General features: G+C 70.4%; 16 protein-coding genes and 2 pseudogenes. 7 read left to right on the top strand and 11 right to left on the bottom strand.

What is annotated here, in order from left to right:
* Positions 1-80 precede the first annotated feature (80 nt).
* The 5 genes and pseudogenes from OG507_RS01125 to OG507_RS01105 form a co-directional block, all read right to left on the bottom strand.
* Positions 81-1,469, bottom strand: coding sequence for a rhodanese-like domain-containing protein (locus OG507_RS01125; RefSeq protein ID WP_327365213.1), 1,389 nt, complete (start codon positions 1,467-1,469; stop codon positions 81-83).
* Between the two features lie 103 nt (positions 1,470-1,572).
* Positions 1,573-1,899, bottom strand: a complete 327-nt coding sequence (locus OG507_RS01120) for a rhodanese-like domain-containing protein (RefSeq protein WP_327365212.1) — start codon at positions 1,897-1,899, stop codon at positions 1,573-1,575.
* A gap of 453 nt (positions 1,900-2,352) precedes the next feature.
* Positions 2,353-2,660: pseudogene (locus OG507_RS01115) on the bottom strand (ATP-binding protein); the annotation flags it as partial.
* Positions 2,661-2,728: 68 nt separating this feature from the next.
* Complete coding sequence (locus OG507_RS01110) at positions 2,729-4,123, bottom strand: MFS transporter (RefSeq protein WP_327365211.1); 1,395 nt, start codon at positions 4,121-4,123, stop codon at positions 2,729-2,731.
* The gene (locus OG507_RS01105) at positions 4,120-4,446 is read right to left on the bottom strand and encodes a hypothetical protein (RefSeq protein ID WP_327365210.1); all 327 of its coding nucleotides are present in this window, start codon (positions 4,444-4,446) and stop codon (positions 4,120-4,122) included. The genes OG507_RS01110 and OG507_RS01105 overlap by 4 nt, the downstream gene beginning before the upstream one ends.
* Positions 4,447-4,527: 81 nt before the next feature.
* Between OG507_RS01105 and OG507_RS01100 the strand changes: the two genes are divergently transcribed.
* Positions 4,528-5,199, top strand: coding sequence for an ArsR/SmtB family transcription factor (locus OG507_RS01100; RefSeq protein WP_327365209.1), 672 nt, complete (start codon positions 4,528-4,530; stop codon positions 5,197-5,199).
* Positions 5,200-5,655: 456 nt separating this feature from the next.
* Here the strand turns inward: OG507_RS01100 and OG507_RS01095 are convergent, their stop codons facing one another.
* Positions 5,656-6,900: a Dyp-type peroxidase gene (locus tag OG507_RS01095; protein WP_327365208.1), complete on the bottom strand. Its 1,245-nt coding sequence runs from the start codon at positions 6,898-6,900 to the stop codon at positions 5,656-5,658.
* Between the two features lie 9 nt (positions 6,901-6,909).
* Positions 6,910-7,503: a copper chaperone PCu(A)C gene (locus OG507_RS01090; RefSeq protein WP_327365207.1), complete on the bottom strand. Its 594-nt coding sequence runs from the start codon at positions 7,501-7,503 to the stop codon at positions 6,910-6,912.
* Positions 7,504-7,720: 217 nt separating this feature from the next.
* Here OG507_RS01090 and OG507_RS01085 point away from each other — a divergent pair, with 217 nt between their 5' ends.
* Positions 7,721-8,305, top strand: coding sequence for a copper resistance CopC family protein (locus OG507_RS01085; protein ID WP_327365206.1), 585 nt, complete (start codon positions 7,721-7,723; stop codon positions 8,303-8,305).
* Between the two features lie 312 nt (positions 8,306-8,617).
* Here OG507_RS01085 and OG507_RS01080 read toward each other — a convergent pair whose 3' ends face one another.
* From OG507_RS01080 to OG507_RS01065, 4 genes are all read right to left on the bottom strand, one after another.
* On the bottom strand, positions 8,618-9,268 hold the full coding sequence (locus OG507_RS01080; protein WP_327365205.1) for a sigma-70 family RNA polymerase sigma factor: 651 nt from the start codon (positions 9,266-9,268) through the stop codon (positions 8,618-8,620).
* A gap of 160 nt (positions 9,269-9,428) precedes the next feature.
* A complete protein-coding gene (locus OG507_RS01075; protein WP_327365204.1) occupies positions 9,429-10,064 on the bottom strand; it encodes a hypothetical protein in 636 nt (211 codons plus the stop codon).
* 263 nt (positions 10,065-10,327) lie between these two features.
* A complete protein-coding gene (locus OG507_RS01070; protein WP_327365202.1) occupies positions 10,328-12,742 on the bottom strand; it encodes a glycoside hydrolase family 32 protein in 2,415 nt (804 codons plus the stop codon).
* 134 nt (positions 12,743-12,876) lie between these two features.
* Positions 12,877-13,890: a carbohydrate kinase family protein gene (locus OG507_RS01065; RefSeq protein WP_327365201.1), complete on the bottom strand. Its 1,014-nt coding sequence runs from the start codon at positions 13,888-13,890 to the stop codon at positions 12,877-12,879.
* A 266-nt stretch (positions 13,891-14,156) separates the two neighbouring features.
* Between OG507_RS01065 and OG507_RS01060 the strand changes: the two genes are divergently transcribed.
* The 5 genes and pseudogenes from OG507_RS01060 to OG507_RS01040 form a co-directional block, all read left to right on the top strand.
* On the top strand, positions 14,157-15,158 hold the full coding sequence (locus tag OG507_RS01060) for a sugar ABC transporter substrate-binding protein (protein WP_327365200.1): 1,002 nt from the start codon (positions 14,157-14,159) through the stop codon (positions 15,156-15,158).
* Between the two features lie 5 nt (positions 15,159-15,163).
* Positions 15,164-16,162, top strand: coding sequence for an ABC transporter permease (locus OG507_RS01055; protein WP_327365199.1), 999 nt, complete (start codon positions 15,164-15,166; stop codon positions 16,160-16,162).
* Positions 16,159-17,082, top strand: a complete 924-nt coding sequence (locus OG507_RS01050; protein ID WP_327365198.1) for an ATP-binding cassette domain-containing protein — start codon at positions 16,159-16,161, stop codon at positions 17,080-17,082. Before OG507_RS01055 ends, OG507_RS01050 begins: the two co-directional genes overlap by 4 nt.
* Positions 17,083-17,137: 55 nt before the next feature.
* A complete protein-coding gene (locus OG507_RS01045; protein WP_327365197.1) occupies positions 17,138-18,151 on the top strand; it encodes a LacI family DNA-binding transcriptional regulator in 1,014 nt (337 codons plus the stop codon).
* A 119-nt stretch (positions 18,152-18,270) separates the two neighbouring features.
* Positions 18,271-19,439: pseudogene (locus OG507_RS01040) on the top strand (pectate lyase family protein); the annotation flags it as partial.
* Positions 19,440-19,445: the final 6 nt, after the last annotated feature.

Here is a 19,445-nt window from a genome sequence, read left to right as displayed (position 1 = left end):
TATGTGTGGAGGCGTGGGCGGGCCCGGCAGGGCATGGAGGGCCCTTCCGCGGATGCCGTTGGGCTTTTGTGGTGCCGCTGTCAGGCGGTAACCGGGGTGTTCAGCAGGGCCAAGGCGCCGTAGCCGCCGAGGACGTCGGAGACGTCGGTGAAGTCGTGGTGGCGCAGCAGGCTGGCGGCGATGGAGGAACGGTGGCCTCCCGCGCAGTGCAGGACCAGCGGCTGGTCACGCGGGATCTCGTCCAGGCGGCGGGGCAGTTCGCCGAGGGCGATGTGCAGGGCCCCGTCGATGAACCCGTTCTCGCCGCGCTCGCCGCAGTTGCGCACGTCGAGCACGATCGGCGGCCGTTCGCTCTCCAGAGCGGTGCGCAGCTGGGCCGCGGTCAGGCGGCTGGCGGGGGTGACTTCGTCCGCCATCGCCGCCAGAGCATCGTCCGGGCCGCGAAGGTAGCCGGCCACGTGGTCGAAGCCGATGCGGGCGAGTCGGGTGACGATCTCCTCTTCGCGGTTCTGCGGGGCGATGACCAGCAGTTTCCGGTCGGGGGTGATGACGGTGCCCGCCTGCTCGGCAAAGCGTCCGTCGGCGGGGACGTTTATCGATCCGCGCACGTGGCCCGCCCCGAACTCCTGCGGGTCCCGGGCGTCGACGACCACCGCTCCGGCCGCGCGTCGGGCGGTGAACTCCTCGGCGGTCAGCGGCCTGGGTGCCGTGGTGGGGTCGTACAGCTCGCGGTCCTTGCGGTTGAGGCCGGCGTCGTAGGCGAAGTAGCCGGGCGCGGCGGGTTGGCCGGCGGCGACGATGCCCACGAACTCGCTCTCACTCATCGGCGCGCAGGCGTAGTTGGTCGCGCGTTGCTCGCCGATGGTGGACTGCTTGTCGGTGGACAGGTTCTTGCCGCAGGCCGAGCCCGCGCCGTGGGCGGGGAAGACGCGGACCTCGTCGGGAAGGCCCATCAGCTTGCGCTGGACGCTGTCGTAGAGCATGGCGCCGAGCTCTTCGGCGCTCACGCCGGCCGAGGCCAGCAGGTCCGGGCGCCCCACATCGCCGATGAACAGCGCGTCGCCGGTCAGCACCCCGTAGGGAACGGTGTCGTGGCCGTGCTCGTAGACCAGCACGCTGATCGACTCCGGAGTGTGGCCGGGAGTCTCCACGATCTCCAGGGTGACTCCGCCGAGGCTGATGGTCTCTTTTTCGGCGAGCTTGCGGATGGGGTACTCGGTCTCGGCGCGGCGGCCGTAGCCGATCCAGGCACCGGTACGGGCAGCCATCTCCAGGTGGCCGGCGACGAAGTCCGCGTGGAAGTGGGTGTTGATGACGCCGACGACGGTGAGGCCTCGGGCCTCGGCGTCCGCGATGTACTCCGAGATGTCCCGGCGCGGGTCGACCACCACGGCCTGGCCGGTGTCCTCATCGGCGATCATGTACGACGCCTGGGAGAGGCAGTCGAGGTAGTACTGGGCGAAGAACATGGAAAGCCTCCGTAGTGAATGCGGGCTCATATACCCAGTGGGGTATATGAGAGGTCGAGGTGGCCCGGCGGTGGGAGCGTCGTTCAGGGGTGCGCGGGTGTCGTCAGACGGATCCGTGTGCGAGTCCCGTTGCGAGCGGGCGGCCCGAGCGGGCCCAGCCCGCGGTGCCGCCGGCAACCGGGAATGCGTCGACCCCGACGGCGACGAGCCGGTCGGTGGTCCAGAGGCTGCGATTGCCGCTGGCGCAGATCACGTACACCGGCCGGTCCTTGGGCACTAGCTCTGTCGCGGCGGTCAGGGCGGACAGCGGGGCGAGCTGCGCGCCGGGTGCATGCCTGGCCCGGTACTCCTCCGGCTCCCGCACATCCAGTACGAACGCCCCTGAGGCCCATGCGGCGGCGAAGGCTTCCAGATCCGCTTCGCATGCCATGATTGTCACCTCCAGATACCCCCATGGGTATTTCGTCATTGACGGTAGGGCGGTGCGGGCGAGCTTGTCAAATACCCCCTGGGGTATTGATGTCCGCGAAACGGTTCGGCCGGAATGCCTGCACGCAAGTTCGAAGGGGCCGGGGCGGAGACTGACGCCCTGCTGTCGCAGGGGCCACCGCATCTCGCCGAGGGTCTTCCCGGCCGTCTTCAGGCTCTGGTCGGCCGCCGCGATGGCCTTCGCCGGGGTCGGCTGGCCGGCCTCGGCGCGGTTCGCCGGTTGAGCAGGTTCGAGGCGGCCGGCCTCGCCGGCCGGCCACGTCGGTGAAGGCCTGGCCTTCACCGTCCACCACCTCGTACAGCTCGACCGACTCGCACTACCAATCCGCCGTCTACGACGCCGGTGTGGGTACGCCGTTCGAGAAATCCGGCACCAGCCGGTGGGCAGGGCCGGTCACGCTCGCCCGCCGGGAAGGTCGATCTCCGCCCAGATCGTCTTTCCGCCGGCATGGTGGCGTGTTCCCCAGCGCTGGGCGAGCTGGGCGACGAGCAGCAGACCGCGGCCGCCTTCGTCGAAAGTGCGGGCCCGTCGCAGATGCGGGCGGTGCTGCTGCTGTCGGACACCTCGCAGATGAGCACGGTGTCGTGGATCAGGCGCAGCTGGACGGGTGGTCGGCCGTAGCGGATCGCGTTGGTGACGAGTTCGCTGACCACCAGCTCGGCGGTGAAGGCCACATCGGGCAGTCGCCACTCCTCCAGTCGGGCCATCGCCGACACGGAGGAGGCCGATCACGCGCTACTGCATCGGCGCACCTCTGGCCCGCATGGAACTACAGATCGCCGTCGCCCGACTCATCCCGCGTCTCCCGGCGATGCGGCCTGCCGTGCCGGTCGAGGAACTGCGGGTCCGCGGTGACGTGCTGGCGGGCGGCCTTGTCGGGCTCCCGGCCATCTGGTGACCAGGGGGCGGCTTGTGGGCGCGTTTCGTACATGCGGACCGCGACGAGCAGTCCGGACGCCGCAGTGAGGGCGGAGACGGCCCAGATGGCAGTGGTCAGGCTGTACACGTCGGCGATGGCTCCGGCGAGGAGGGCGCCCACGGCGAAGCCGCCGTCGCGCCACAGGCGGTAGACGCCGACAGCGCGTGCACGCCACGCGGGGTGGGCGACATCGCCGATGACGGCGAGCAGGGTGGGGTAGACGAGGGCGGTGCCGACGCCGAGGAGGATCTGAGCGGTTGCCCAGACACCGAAGGTGGTGCCCGCGGCGACGAAGGCGATGGCTACGGCCTGCAGCAGCATCCCGCTGGTGATCAGGTGCTTACGGCCGATGTGATCGGACCACCAGCCGGTGAGCAGCTGGCCGGCGCCCCAGACGGCCGGGTACAGCGCGGCGAGGATGCCGATCTGTGCGATCGACAGCCCGTGGGAGGCGAAGAGCAGCGGGAAGATGCCCCAGGCCAGGGCGTCATTGAGGTTGTTGACCATGCCCGCCTGGCTGGCGGCGGACAGAGCCTTGTCGCTGAAGCTGGTACGCCGGGCGATCAGGCCGGTGCTCAACCCGGTCTCGGCGACGTCCTGCTGCGGGTGGAGCGCCGCTTCGGCCAGGGCATGGGCCCGTGTCTCGCGGACGGCGAAGACGGAGATCCCCAGGCCCAGAGCCGCGTAGGCGGCACCGAGGAAGAAGGGTTCGGGGCGTAGTCCGGCGTGGGCGGCGATGGCGCCGGTGGCCATGGCGGTGGCGGCGACCGCGCCGTATCCGGCGGCCTCGTTGAAGCCCATGGCCAGACCGCGGCGCTCGGGTCCGGCCAGGTCGATCTTCATGATGACGGTGGTGGACCAGGCCAGCCCCTGGGAGACGCCGAGCAGGACATTGGCGCCGACGATCCAGCCCCATGACGGACCCCAGGCGAGCATGGCCGGCACCGGCAGCGCGATCAACCAGCCCGCGACCAGGACGGGCTTGCGGCCGTAGCGGTCGGAGAGAGTCCCGGCGAGGAAGTTCGTGACCGCCTTGGTGGTCCCGAAGGCCAGGATGTAGGTCAACGCGGAGGTGTAGGCGGCCAGGTGGAAGACCTGGTCGGCGAGCAGCGGCAGGACGGTGCGCTCCTGGCCCAGCATTCCGCCTACCAGGGCATTGACGGCGATGAGCAGGGTGAACTGGGCGAGGTTGGCACGCAGTCCGAGCCGTATGCCACTGCTCTCGGTGGTGCTCGGGGCGCTCACGCGGTCGCCTCCGGGGGGCGGCCCGCGGCTGTCATGGCGCGCTCGCCGTGGCCGCAGGTGATGGCCGCTCCGGTCGGTGCCTCATCGATACGGGCGGCAAGGTCGCCGAGTACTCCGTGGGTCGCGCCGGGGATGTGCTCGGCGGTCTGCCGGATGTCGGCGGCGAGGGCGACGCTCAGGGTGGGCCGGTTTTCGCGGAGGGCGCACAGGTCCCGACTCGCGTCCCTGGCCAGGGCTCGGCCGTCTCCCACGCCGACGAGGCAGGCGCTGTTGCCCAGCTCTGCGTCGACCAGGGGTGTCAGATGATCATCGGCGAAGGCCATGGCTTCTCCCGTCGGTGCGTCGATGCGGGCGGAGTGGCATCGCCCTCGCTTACAATATTCCATAGAATATTGGAGGATCCCATGGGAGACCCCGCGAACAAGGCGGCGCTGTACGACGCCTTCGCCCACACCGGCAAGGCACTGAGCAGCGGAAAGCGTCTGGAACTGCTCGATCTGCTCGCCCAGGGCGAGCGTTCCGTCGACGCGCTGGCGAAGGCGGCTGGACTGAATCTGACCACCGCCTCGGCACATCTGCAGACCCTCAAGCAGGCAGGGCTCGTGGCCACCCGCCGCGAAGGCGTACGCATCCACTACAGGCTGGCCGGGGAAGACGTCGCCACCCTGTACGCGCTGCTGCGCCAGGTTGCCCGGGCCCATCAGGCAGGCGTCGAGCCCGCCCGCACTGCCTATCTCGGCGACGCGGGTGAGACGGAGGAAGTCGGGCGGGAGGAACTGCTGGCCCGCGCGGGGACGGGCGAGGTCGTCGTCCTGGATGTGCGCCCGGCCGAGGAGTACGCCGCCGGGCACATTCCCGGTGCCCTCTCCATCCCGGTCGATCAGCTCGCCGACCGCATCGCGGAGCTACCGGACGACGCCGAGGTCGTTGCGTACTGCCGTGGCGCCTACTGCGTGCTGGCCTACGACGCCGTACGTCTGCTGAATGCCCGCGGCCGCCGTGCCGTACGGCTGACCGACGGAATGTTGGAATGGCGGCTGGCCGAGCTGCCCGTGGACACCGTAGCCGCCGCGTGACGGTCATCCCTCCCGCGCTCGGCGGAGAGCCCGAGCAGGCACCGGCCCGCGCCCGCGACCAGGTCGCCGCGCATTTCGGCGTCGGCACCGACGAGAACGTATTCACCGGCTCCCGGTCCGAGGCCGACAACTTCGCGATCCCGGGAGCTGCCTCGGCTGCCGGACCGACCGCATGTCATCACCCAGATCACCGAGCACCTCACTGTGCTGGAAGTCTGCCGCGCGCTGGAGCGGCTTCAGTCAGCGAGGCGCCATCCGCCCCGGTGCACTCCACCCGCACATGGCAGGTACCGGCTGATCGCACGGCGATTCGTCCGCAGCCTTCGTGCCGCTCACAGCGATAGGCACTCGGCAGCTGCGCGAGGCCATGCCGTGAGAGAGCCATGGGGCGCAAGCGCAGCATCGCCATTGTCGTGCCCCCGCAGGTGGCGGTGGAGCGCACGCCGGGCCGGCCTCTCAGCCGAGCAGCGTCTCCCCGATCCAGCCGTTGGTGTTGTCGCCGGGCGGGACCGCGAAGACCGCGGAGCCGATCGGGGTGGTCCACTGGTTGAGGAGGTCGGACTCGGCGAGGCGGCGCTGGATCGGCAGGAACTGCTCGCCTATGTCGCGTTGGAACGAGGCGAAGAGCAGGCCGGTCTCCGACCGACCGTCCGCGGCTGCGGCCTCGTCGTAGTTGTACGGGCGGCGGAAGATGCGCCGCCGGTCCTCTGCCACGTGGGCCCGGCGTATGTGGGCGTGTGCGGAGATCACCGGGAAGCCGAGGTCGTCCTTGGCGTCGAAGTCGGGGGTGTCCTTCTCCACGGTGCCGGTGAGGGGCGCGCCGGTGCGTAGCCTCCGGCCGATGGTGAACTCCTTGGCGCCGGTGTCGGCGGCGTCCCAGGTCTCCAACTCGATGCGGATCCGCCGCAGTACGAGAGTGGTTCCGCCGTCACGCAGCCACCGCGGTCCCGCGTCGGTCCAGACGATGTCCGAGAAGACGTCGTCGTCCGGGGCGGGATTGGCGGTGCCGTCGAGCTGGCCCATGAGATTGCGCTGGGTGACCTGTTCGTCCTCGATGCCGCGCCCGCGGCGAAACCCGCGCTGCGTCCAGCGCAGCCGGGCGAACGTCCGGGCGTCCTTGGTCAGCATCCGTTGGGCGTGCGCGACGGTGAGCGGGTCGTCGGCACAGATCTGGATCAGCAGGTCGCCGCCGCTCCAGCGGTCCTGCAGCCGGTCGATGGTGAACCGCGGCAGCGGTTCGAGGGACGCGGGCCGCTGGTCTTCGACGCCCGCGGTCTTGAACAGCCCGGGTCCGAACCCGAAGGTCACGGTCAGCCGGGCCGGCAGCACCGCGAGTTCGGGTTCGGTGTCGGCCAGGGCCGGCTCACCCCGCGTGAGACGGGCGGCGTCGTCGGTGAGCAGCCGCATCATCCGGCCGAGGGCCGCGCGGTCCGTGTCCTTGGCCAGTTCGAAGCCGAGGAACGCGGCGTGGGCCTGGGCGGGGGTGGCGATGCCGGCCTGGTGCCTGCCGCGGAAGGGCACGGTCTGCTCGCCGTAGGCGACGGCGACGCTCTGGTGGCGATGTCCGGCGCTGCCCCCGGTGCTGTTACGCGAGCCCGCGGCGGCGGTGACCGTGGCGCCGGCGAGGGCGCCTGTGACGGTGAGCGCTCCGCCGGCCAGCAGCCTGCGGCGGCTCACCGGTGGGATGCGGTTCTCCTCCATGGCGGGTGGTCAGTCCTTCTTCATGTCGGACGTGCCGGAGTCGTAGTTCTCCTTGCCGCCCGCGAACTCCTTGGCGACGGCGGTGAACTTCAGCGTCCGCCCGTCCTTGAAGGCCAGGGTGACGGGGATCTCATCACCCGGCTTCATGGCCCTGGTGAGGCCCATCAGCATCAGATGGTCGCTGCCCGGCTCGAGTGTGTGGCTGCCCTTGGCCGGGATGACGAACCCTCCCTCCTTGGGGCGCATCAGCGTCTTGCCGTCCACGTCGGCGACCTCGTGAAGTTCCATCTTCTCGGAGGAGCCCGAGGTGGCGGACACGACGGTGATGTCGGCGCCGGTGCTGTTGACCAGCGTTCCGAACGCCCCCGCCATTCCGGACTCGGCGACCTTCACCCACGGGTCCCTCATGGTGACCGGCGCCGCGGTGGCGGCCACCTTGCCGGGGCTCGCCGTTGCGGAGCCGGCTGCGCCCGACGGGGAGGGGCTGTCCGTGCTGCAGCCGGCAAGGGTGATCATTCCCAGCGCAGCGGCTGCCGAGGCGGCGGCGAGGGCACGCAGGCGGCGGGATCCCCAGGGTATGGACGTCGTTGTGGTGGTGCGCATGATTCGTCGGTCCTCCGGCTTGGCGATCCGTGGTTCGGGGAGTCGCAGAGGTAGTCGTGGCGCATCGGCGGGAAGTTCCCGGGCCCGCACAGAATTGTTTCCGGGAACTTTCCGGGTGCCGGATCCGACGTACTGGTATGTGAAGCACCGAAGCAACTGCCCGCTCCCGCCCGTCAGGCCGGCCGTGTCCGCCGGGGGCGTGCCGTCCGTGCTGTTCGTGGCAGCGGTATCGACGCTGCTCGCGATGCTGCTGGTCGCTGCGGCGGCGTCGCCGGCGTGGGCGCACGCACGGCTGGTGGGTTCCGGTCCGGCCGCCGGGTCGGTGGTGTCCGAGTCCCCGGCTTCGGTCACACTGAGCTTCGACGGGCCGGTCAAGCTGCAGTTCACCACCATCACGGTGTCCGGCCCGGACGGCGTGCCCTGCCACGACGGCGCGCCGAGCGCGCTGAACAATGACGTACGGCAGAGGGTCACGGCGCTCCCCGCCGGCGAGATCGTCGTCACCTGGCGCACCGTCGCGGCCGACGGGGCCCCGCTCCAGGGCCGTTACACCTTCACCAACGCGGACCCGGCAGCACGCACCGTGTCCCCGGCGCCGTCCTCGCGGGCGAATGCCGCGGGTGGGACGGCGAGCGGAGTGGCGTCCGCGGAGCCGCCCACGGCGTCGCCCCACGCGGGGGATGCCGACAACAGGTCGTGGTCGGATCTGTGGCTGGCGGCGGCAGGCGTGGCGCTGCTGGCGGTCGTGGTCCTGCTGGGCGTCGTCCTCTTCCCGTCCGTCCGCCCGTCGCGTCGCCCGTAGGCAGGGACTGCCCGGCACATCCGCTCGCCGCGCGATGCCGACGCGCACCTGCGGCTTGGGAGGGGGCTTCCCCCGGCCCCTCCGGGGGGACGCGCCCCAGCCTCATGAGATCACAGGCGCCGGATGCCGCGCGGGGCGCCTTTCGGGCCGACGACGCCATGCGTTGGGACAGACACCGGGGTGTAACCGCACCGTGTCCCATCTGCTTGCGGCCCTACGCGAACCGTGCCGCTTGCGGTTCCCGCCCAAGGGAGGGAACCGCAAACGGCGTCCGGATTCTGCCCGGGGCCGCTCGACGTGCGACCGCCCCGCCTACGCGGTGGCCGTCACCGGCCCGGGCTCACCGGCGGCCTCCGCCGCCCGCAGCAGCCCGGCCATCTCCTCGCGGGCCCGCGCCACTCGGGAGCGGACAGTGCCGATGGGACAGTCCGCCAGCTTCGCGGCCTCCGCGTAGGGCAGGCCCATCATCTGAGTGAGGACGAACGCCTCGCGGCGCGGGGCGTCCAGCGCTCCGAGCAGGTCGAGCAGCGCGACTCCGTCATCGAAGCCGGGCAGTCCCGTCTGCTGGGCGCGCTGCGCCCGTTCGGCCGACACCTGCCAGTCCGCGGCGTCGGCGACCCGGGGACGGGCCGCCGCCGAACGGTGACGGTCGACCACCACACGGCGGGCGATCGACAGCAGCCAGGTACGCGCGTACGAGCGGCCCGCGAAGCGCGGCAGTCCGGCCAGCGCCCGCAGGTACGTCTCCTGGGCGAGGTCGTCGGCACCTTGCACGTCGGCGCAGAGGTGGGCCACGAAGCGCCAGACATCGCCGTGCGTGGCACGCACGAACTGTTCGGTCGCCTCCCGGTCGCCGCCTCGGGCAGCCAGCGCCCATTGGGTGATCTGCTGGTCGTCGCGCACAACGGCGCCCAGGAGCGAGGCCCGTTTGAGTGCAGGGGTGAGTATCGGTGCAGGGGTCATCACAGGTCCTTACGGATGCGTGGTGAGCGGCACACCTTCAGGCCCGCAGGCCCGGGGTACCGCAGGGCCATGGGCCGACGCACAGGTGAGATGACGCGTCACCGGCGCGCCGGTACTCCGCCCGTCACCGAGGCAACCGTGAGGACCGCGGGACGGGCGGTCAGCAGCAGACCGGAGGGGCCGGTGGGCCCCTGCGCGAGACGACGTGGAGCAGTGGAGACCTGCGCAGCCGCCGCGTCCGCGGGGCGGTGACGACCCGGTCCGGCGGCAGACGGGGCACGCTGCGGGCCAGGACCAGGCAGGCGCGGCACAGCGGTGCGAAGACGAAGGCCGCCAGGGCGCGGCCGAGCCGGAACGCCGCCACCTCGCCGCGCCACAGCCACAGCCCGCACACCAAAGCGGCCAGCGCATGCGCCAGCACCATCCCGGTATTCCAGCCGTGCCAGGACGAGGCGGCGGACATGGGCATCGCGTGATGCGCGCTCTCCATGCCCGCCATGCCGTGTGGGCCTTCCATCCCATGCATGGACCCCATGGCGGTCGGCGCCTGAAGCAGGCTGAAACAGGTGTGGAGGACGAGCTGCGTGGCGACCGTCGATCCGGTCACGGCCGACGCTCCACGCTCCCGACCGGTCAGCCACCACGCGCCTCCCGTCGCCGCGGCGAGCGCGCACGCCACCGCCCACGTCGGCGGGGCGACGCCGGACATCATGGAGTGCCCCAGCGCCGTCGTCACCACGCACACCGCCGCGAAAATCGCGGATCGCGCGAGCCGAAATCCGGGCCGGGAGGTCATATCCGGCATGGTGCCAGCCCCTCACGCGCAGGAACGCACGGGGGGGCTGGTTCCACTGCCCACACGCCTCAACCACCGTGGAGGCCCAGCGCCAGGACACGCCGCCGAGGATGACCGCGGTGGCTACGACCTGCCCATTGCCACCGACCGACCGGCGTACCGCGCGTGGCACTGTCCGAGAACTGGACAGGAGGTGTGTCTGTGGTTGTGGTGGCGGTCTTCCGGGCCTGTGGGGGGTGTCGGTTTCCGGGGGGTTTGCCGGGTCAGCCGACGGTGAGGTTCTGCGCGAGGGTGTTCGCCGCGAAGCTGTTCACGCCGAACAGGCCGCTGGTGTAGGCGTCGTCGGTCGCGTCGATGACGGGGTCGGCGCTTCCCGCGAACCAGACCCGGATGCGGGAGCCGTCGGTCCGTACCTTCAGGTGGTAGGTGCGGCCCTCGATGACCGGCGCGGCATACGCCGCGATGTCCCGTCCCGGGCGCCAGAGTTTGACCACGCCGCCGGTGTCGATGTTCGCCGTGTAGCCGGCGCCGTCGGTGCCGGCCCGGAAGGTGAGGCCGGTTGCGGTGCCGTTGGTGACCGACAGGTCGCCCTCGTAGGTGAAGTCCTCGCCCGTGCGGTCGCTGAGGTAGAAGCCGTCCTGCGCGGAGTTTCCGTGCAGCCCGGTCGGAGTGACCGTCCAGGTGCCGCCGCGCGGTGTCCACCTCCCGGCCGGGAACGCCGAGAAGCCGGCCGCCCCGGTGTTCAGGTTCTGCACCGTCGCCGTGCCGTTGAATGCGTTCACGCCGAACAGGCCGCCGGCGTAGGTGCTGTCGGTGGCGTCGATGACCGGGTCGGTGCCGTTGTCGAGCCAGACCCGGATGCGGGGGCCGTCCGTCTGCACCTTCAAGTGGTAGGTGCGGCCGGTGGTGATGGGGGTCGAGCGGACGGCGATGTCCTTGCCGGGGCGCCAGAGTTTGACCACGCCGCTGGTGTCGATATTGGCCGTGTAGCCGGCACCCGAGGCGTTCGCGCGGAAGGTCAGGCCGCCGGCGTGCGCGGTGTCCAGAGTGATGTCGCCCTGATAGACGGCGTCACCGCCGCTGCTCGCGCTCATGTAGAAGCCGTCGCCACCGGTGGACACGCGCTTGCCGCCGCTGACGTCGCTCCAGGAGCCGCCTGCGGCATGCCAGGGGCCCTTCAGGTTGCTCGACAGGGTGGACTGGGCCGTTCCCCAGCTGGTGTTGAGGCGGGTGAAGGTCGCGCTGTCGAGCTTCACCCTGCCGCCGATGGCGAAGAGCCGGATGCCCTGGCTGTCCGCCGCGGAGTCGAAGTCGACGTTGTCGGAGAGGGAGTACCGTCCGCCGTCGGCGAATGTCTCCAACTGGCCCCGGTCCACCAGGAGTCGCATCGTGACCTTGCCGTTCCTCGGCTTGAGCGGCTTGCCCTGAAGGGTCTGTGCCTTCGTGTCGTAGACGACTCTGCGGTCGGCGGTGCCGTCGGAACGGGCATGCAGGTCGAAACCGAACTGCGCCGCGCTCGCGCCCTGCACGTCGAACTGGGCGGTGATCTCGTACGTGTCGGCCTTGATGGCTTCGAAGAGGTTGCCGCCCTTGTCCGCGTTGATCGTCTGGCTCTTCCAGCTCTTGGTCTCCGAGGCCAGCGAGGCGAGTTCGGCGACCGGTGTGCGGGTGATCCGCGGCCCGTCCGGGGTGCTGACCAGGGCGAGCGTCGCCGGGAAGGTCGCGTTGCCGGTCCAGGTGCTGCCGCGGTTGCCGCCCTGCCAGGCCATCTGCACCGTACGGCCGTCGGGGGTGTTGGTGAACGTCTGCGCGGCGTAGAAGGTGCCGCCCGCGTATGTGGTGCCCAGGTCCATCTGCTGCGGGCCGGTCCAGTCGGTGCGGAAGGTCGTGCCGTCGAAGGAGCCGACGACGTACTGGCTGGAGGCGGAGGTCAGGACCCATCGCTGCTGGCCGGCCTTGCCGTCCAGGGGCAGCGGGTACATGTCGGGGCACTCGAAGAGCCAGGGCGCCTGGTAGCGGCTGGCGAGGGTCCAGTCCAGGAGGTTCGGCGAGGTGTAGATGTTCACGCCGTTGCCGCCCTGGCTGGACCAGACGACCATGGCCCAGCGGTGGCGCGCCGCGTCCCAGAACACCTTGGGGTCGCGGCTCTCGTTCGGGATGTCGATCTGCTTGCGGCCCTTGTCGTAGGCCTGGAAGGTCTGGCCGTTGTCGTTGCTGTAGTACACGCTGACGCCGTCGGTGTTGGCGAACACCACGATCGGGTCGAGGGAGCCGGTCTTCAGCCCGGAGGTGTTGTCCTTGTCGACGACGCCGCCACCGGAGAACAGCGTGCCGGGGTGCACGCCCGGCTCCAGCGCGATCGGCTTCTGTGTCCAGTGCACCAGGTCGGGGCTGGTGGCGTGGCCCCAGTGCATGGTGTCCCAGGCCAGGCCGTGCGGGTTGTGCTGGTAGAAGAAGTGGTAGAGCCCGTTCGCGTACACCAGGCCGTTGGGGTCGTTCATCCAGCCCGACTGCGAACTGAAGTGGAACTGGCCGCGGAAGGGCTCGCTGTACGTGGTCGGCGGATACGGGAATTCGGGATAGTCCCAGACGGTCCCGGCGACTGCGGGAGTGCCCGGCAGCAATGCGGCCAGGCACGCGATCAGGGCGACGAACAGCGCCCGGACTCTTCGGCGCATGTGAACCCACTCTCTGCACGAAGACGGATACATGTCATCGTTGACATATGTCATCGCTGACACCCGATCGATGTCAGATGATGGGCCCCCGCCGGGAACCCGTCAACGCTCCGGACGGGATCGGCCCCGGCTCGTCATGAACGGCCCTGTGCGCGCGAGTCGGTGTGCTCCGGTTCCATCTGGTGCGCCCACGGCGGGTTGGGGCCGGCGACGGCGCAGGTCAGCGCCGCCACGCGGACCGCGTACGCACAGGCAGCCGCGACGTCGGCCGGCTCCAGATGCTCGAGCCGGCCGCCCAGCAGGCCGCGCCCGCCGAGGTGGTGCAGAAGGCCTGCGGTGAAGGCGTCCCCGGCGCCGACGGTGTCGACCACCCGTGTGGGCACGCCGGGCACGGAGATCCGCCGGCCGTCGAGCGAGGCGAGCGCGCCGTGCGCGCCGCGGGTGACCACGACCAGCCGCGCGCCCGCCGCGTGGAAGCCGTCGCAGGCCGCTTCCGCCGGGATGCCCGGGGCCACCGCGTCGAGGTCGTCCTCGCTCAATCGCAGGATGTCCGCCACCGCGCACCAGCCGGGCAGCCGGTCGCGGTAGAGCGCCGGGTCGACCAGCGCCGGCCTGATGTTGGGGTCGACGCTGACCGTGGAGTGCTGCCGCGCCCTGGTCAGCAGCTCCTCCACCAGCGGGCCGCCCGGTTCGCGGACCAGCGCGAGCGAACCGGAGTGCACGCAGGCCGAGTCGCGCAGATCCGCCCGGGCCAGCTCCTCCCGTGTCCACTGCCAGTCCGCGGTGCCCTCGGCGTGGAAGGAGTACGAGGCCTGTCCTGCGGCGCCGACATCGGCGACCGCGAGCGTGCTGGACTCGGCCGCGGCCGTCGCGTCCGACAGATCGACCCCTGAATCCAGCAGGTGGGCGCGGAACAGGCGGCCGAAGACGTCGCCGGACAGCCGCGCGAGCAGCCGGGTCGGCGTGCCGAGACGGGCCAGGCCCACAGCCGTGTTGGCGGGGCCACCGCCCGGCAGGACACGCATGAACAGGCCCCGGCCGTCCCTGGAGGTGCCGTCCGGGCCGGTGCGCGGGGGCATGGACGCGGGGTCGGCGAAGGCATCGGCGACACACTCTCCCAGCACGGTGACCTGACGCGGTGGCTGCATGGGGTGGACCCTCCAGACGGGACGCGGGATCGGCGGCCGCGTCCGCCGGGCGGGCCGGGCGGACGGGACGGCGAGGTCCGGCTTGTCGTGTTGCCAACTTGCTTTCGGTGCAGGGCATTGACGTCACCGGACGGGGAGTCCATCATCCTCCGCATGCGGTGTCAACGATGACATGTGTCAACGATGGCACTGCCTCGGGGACGCGTACCGTCGCCCCTCAGCGCTACTCGGCTGTCCACGCTCACTGCTTCCCGTAGGAGTCGCACATGTCCCGTAGAGCCCGCCCGGTCCTCGCCATCGGAGCCGTCGGCCTCGCCCTGTCCCTGGCGGCGTGCGGATCCGGTTCCGGCGGCTCCCAGTCCGGGGGCAAGGTGAAGGTCGGCCTGATCACCAAGACCGACACGAATCCGTACTTCGTGAAGATGAAGGAGGGAGCCGAGCAGGCCGCGAAGAGCTCGGACGTCGAACTGTCCACCGCCGCAGGCAAGTTCGACGGGGACAACGCGAGCCAGGTCACCGCGCTGGAGAACATGGTCGCCTCCGGCGTCAAGGGCGTGCTCATCACCCCCAACGACTCCAAGGCCATCGTCCCCGCGATTCAGAAGGCCCGCGCCAAGGGCGTGCTCGTCATCGCCCTCGACACACCGCCCGAGCCCCAGAGCGCCGTCGACGCGCTGTTCGCCACCGACAACGTGAAGGCCGGCGAGCTGATCGGCGCCTATGCCAAGGCCGCGATGGGCGGCAAGCCGGTGAAGATCGCCACGCTGGACCTCGCACCCGGTGTGTCGGTCGGCGTCCAGCGGCACGACGGCTTCATCAAGGGCTTCGGCGTCGGCGCCTCCGACCCGTCCATCGTGTGCTCCCAGGACACCGGCGGCGACCAGGCCAAGGGCCAGACCGCCATGGAGAACTGCCTGCAGAAGGCACCGGACATCAACCTCGTGTACGCGATCAACGAGCCCGCCGCGCTCGGCGCCTACACCGCCATCAAGGCCAAGGGCCGCGAGAAGGACGTCATGATCGTCGCGATCGACGGCGGCTGCACCGGCGTGCAGGCGGTCAAGGACGGCAAGATAGCCGCCACCTCGCAGCAGTACCCGCTGAAGATGGCCGCCGACGGCGTCAAGGCGGTCGCCGAGTACGCCAAGGACGGCGACAAGAAGGCCTCCGGCTACACCGACACCGGTGTCCAGCTCATCACGGACAAGGCGCAGACGGGCACCGAGTCCGAGGACACCGGCTTCGGCCTGAAGAACTGCTGGGGCTGAGCACGGTGACCGTATCCACCTCCTCGATCCCCGTCGGCGCCGCTGAGTCGACCGCCCTGCGGCGGCTGCTCACGGCGCCGGCCGCGGGGCCGCTCGTGGCCCTGCTGCTCGCGTCGGTGTTCTTCTCCGTGTCGACCGACCAGTTCCTGTCCGGAGGCAACTTCTCCCTGATCCTGCAGCAGGTCATGGTCGTCGGCACGCTCGCCATCGGGCAGACACTCATCATCCTCACCGCCGGCATCGACCTTTCCTGCGGCGCCGTGATGGCTTTCGGCGGCATCGTCATCGCCAAACTCGCCGTCCAGGGGCCGCTGCCGCCGGTGCTCGCCATCGCGCTCGGCATCCTGGTCTGCGGGGTCTTCGGCCTGGTCAACGGGCTGCTCGTACGGATCGTGCCGCTGCCCCCGTTCATCGTGACCCTGGGCATGCTCAACGTCGCCTTCGCCCTGACCCACATCTACTCCGCCGAACAGACGGTCACCGGTCTGCCCGGCCCGCTCACCTGGCTGGGCCGGACCTTCCCCCTCGGCAGGACCGACGTCACCTACGGGTCGCTGGTCACCGTCGCACTCTTCCTCGGCTTCGCCTACGCACTGAGCAGCACCGCCTGGGGCCGGCACGTCTATGCCCTGGGCAACAGCGCGGAGAGCGCCCGGCTCAGCGGCATCCGCGTGTCCCGGCTCACCGTCGGCGTCTACACGGTCGCCGGGCTGGTCTACGGGATCGCGGCCCTGCTGCTCGTGTCGCGGACGGGCGTCGGCGACCCACAGGCCGGGCAGACCGACAACCTCGACAGCATCACCGCGGTCGTGCTCGGCGGCACGAGCCTGTTCGGCGGCCGCGGCACCGTGCTCGGCACCCTCGTCGGCGTACTCATCGTGGGCGTCTTCCGCAACGGCCTCCAGCTGATGGGCGTCTCGTCCGTCTACCAGACGCTGGTCACCGGCGTCCTGGTGATCCTGGCGGTCACAGTCGACCAGCTCTCGCGAAAGGGGACCCGATGACTGGCTTCGCCTCTCCCCAGGACCCGGCGGCACGCGAACCGCACACTGCCCCGCAGACGCCGAAGTCCCCGACCCCGGCCGTGTCCGCACCGGGAGACGGACCCGTCCCCGTGCTCAGCGCGCGCGGACTGGTCAAGCGTTACGGGCACGTCACCGCGATCGACGAGGCCGACTTCGAGCTCATGCCCGGCGAGGTACTGGCCGTCATCGGTGACAACGGCGCGGGCAAGACGAGTCTGATCAAGGCGCTCACCGGTGCGCTGGTGCCGGATGCCGGGGAGATCCGGCTGCACGGCAAGCCGATCAGGTTCGCCGGACCGCAGGACGCACGAGCCCGCGGCATCGAGACCGTCTACCAGGACCTCGCCGTCGCCGCGTCCATGGACATCGCATCGAACATGTTCCTCGGCCGAGAGATCCGGCGCCCGGGTGTGCTCGGCTCGGTGTTCCGGATGCTCGACAAGAAGGCGATGCGCCAGGAGGCCGCCGCGCACCTGGCCGAGCTCAAGGTCGGGGTCGGCTCACTGTCACAGTCGGTGGAGACGCTGTCCGGCGGCCAGCGGCAGGCCGTGGCCGTCGCCCGCGCCGCCGCCTGGGCCCGCAGCGTCGTCGTGATGGACGAGCCGACGGCAGCCCTGGGCGTGAAGGAGTCGGGGCAGGTACTCGACCTCATCCGCCGGGTCCGGGACAAGGGCGTGCCGGTGATCCTCATCAGTCACAACATGCCGCACGTCTTCGAGATCGCCGACCGCATCCACGTCCACCGCCTCGGTCGGCGCGAGGCCGTGATCAGGCCCTCGGACTATTCCATGGCGGAAGTGGTGGCCATCATGACCGGCGCGCTCGGCGTGCGCCCGGACGGGGGTACGGTCGTGGCGGACAGCGACGCGGCCTCGGCAGCCGGGGTGCGGGGGAGCTGACCGAGGTCTCCGGCATCCGAGGGGACGAGTACGAGGTCTAGAGAAAAGGTGGTTCATGGCAGCGTCCCGCAGACCGACCCTCGCGGATGTCGCCCGTGAGGTGGGCGTCAGTGCCAAGACGGTCTCCCGGGTGCTCAACGAGGACGGCCCCAGCTCTCCGGAGACCAGGAGACGGGTGCTGGACGCGGTGGCGAGGCTGGGCTTCCAGCCCAACCTGATGGCCAGGAGCATCCGTGTCGGAGGCCCCGACACCACCGTCGGGCTCGTGGTGCCGGACCTCGGCAACCCGTTCTTCGGCTCCGTCGCGGGCGGTATCGAGGAGGCCGTGCGAGACCGGGGGCTGACGCTGCTGATGGGTTCGTCGGACGACGACCCGGAGCGGGAGCACGCGCTGATCCGCACATTCCTGGCCCGCCGGGTCAGCGTCCTCATGGTCGCCCCGGCGGTGGGCGCCGACCACTCCCACCTCAAGGCGCACCGGGCCGCCGGGATGCCGGTCGTCTTCCTCGACCGGCCGGGCAACGGCCTCACGGCCGACACCGTGGTCAGTTCCAACCGCGCAGGCACACAGGAGGGCGTCGCCCACCTGATCGCCCGCGGGCACCGCCGGATCGGCTTCATCGGCGATCTGCCGGCCCGGTTGTACACCCGCCGCGAACGGATCGCCGGGTACCGCGCGGCGCTTGCCGAGGCGGGCCTGCCCTACGACCGGACCCTGGTCGCCGACGCCCACGACCCGGCAGGCGCCGCCGAGGCGACGGCCCGGCTGCTCGCCCGTGCCGATCCGCCGACCGCGCTGCTGTCGGGCAACAACGTCATGACGATCGGCGTCATGACAGAGGTCTCCCGCAGCCGCCGCAAGGACGTCGCGGTCGTCGCCTTCGATGACGTCCCCATGGCCGCCATCCTCGATCCCGCGCTGACCGTCATCGCCCAGAACCCTGTTGCCATGGGCGAGTTGGCGGGTGTCGTCGCCATCGAACGCCTTGAGGGCGACCGCTCCCGGGCTCGCACGATCATGGTCGAGACCCGTCTCGTACCCCGCGGCTCGGGCGAGTTGCCCGCCTGAATCCACCGCGACGACCCGGTCCAGGTCGCCCCCCGTGGTTCATGACAGCCGTGTGGCAGCCGCCGTGGGTGGGGCGCTGCGTGCCGCCGTAGGAAGCAGCGACAGGTCGGCAACCTTTCCGCGAGTCCAGCAACATCATCATCCAGAACGTCACCGTACGGAACGTCAAGAAGTCCGGCTCGCCCACATCCAACGGCGGTGACGCCATCGGCATGGAGAGCGACGTCCGCAACGTCTGGGTCGATCACACCACCCTTGAGGCGTCGGGCGGGGAGTCGGAAGGGTACGACGGCCTCTTCGACATGAAGGACAACACCCAGTACGTGACCCTGTCCTACAGCATCCTGCGCAACTCCGGCCGCGGCGGCCTCGTCGGGTCCAGCGAGACCGAGCTCTCGAACGGCTTCATCACGTACCACCACAACCTGTACGAGAACATCGACTCCCGCACCCCCTTGCTGCGTGGCGGCATAGCCCACATCTACAACAACTACTACGTCCAGCTCAACGAGTCCGGCATCAACTCCCGGGCCGGGGCTCGCGCGAAGGTGGACAACAACTACTTCAAGGACTCCAAGGACGTCCTGGGCACCTTCTACACCGATGCGGCCGGATACTGGCAGGTCAGCGGCAACACCTTCGACAACGTGACATGGTCCAGCCCCAGCAGCGAGACCAACCCGGCCGGTCCCGACCCCCAGTCCAACACCACCGTCAGCATCCCCTACTCCTACAGTCTCGATGCGGCCAGTTGCGTGCCGGACATCGTGAGCCAGACGGCAGGCGCCAACAAGGGGCTGCAGGTGTCGAACGGCAACTGCTCGCCGCAGACACCGACTCCGGACCCGACCACACCCACGCCTACACCGACCGACCCCACGCCGGATCCCACCACCCCCACACCTGATCCGACCCAGCCCAGCGGGACCAACCTCAGCATCGGCGCCGGCTCCGACGGTTCCGGCAAGGCCGACGGGACGAGCTTCGGCAGCGTGCGGGACGGCGACATGGGCACCTACTGGTCGCCGGCCGGCTCGACCGGTTCCGTCTCGATCAAGTGGGCCTCCTCCACCACGGTGTCCGTGATCAACATCCTGAGGCGTCAGGCGCTGCAGGCCGCATCGGGTCCTGGAGGGTCATCAACGCCGACACCGGCACCGTCCTGACCTCCGGCAGCGGGGCGGGCGTCATCACCTTCCCGCAGACCTCGCTGCGCAAGATCACCTTCGAGATCACCGGATCGACCGGCACGCCGCAGGTCGCCGAGTACGAGACCTACGCCGGGTAGCAGCGC

Origin of the sequence: Streptomyces sp. NBC_01217 (assembly GCF_035994185.1) — a bacterium.
Classification (GTDB): Bacteria; Actinomycetota; Actinomycetes; order Streptomycetales; family Streptomycetaceae; genus Streptomyces.
Note: the sequence above shows the minus strand (reverse complement) of the source record. Positions and strands in the feature narration are given on the sequence as shown.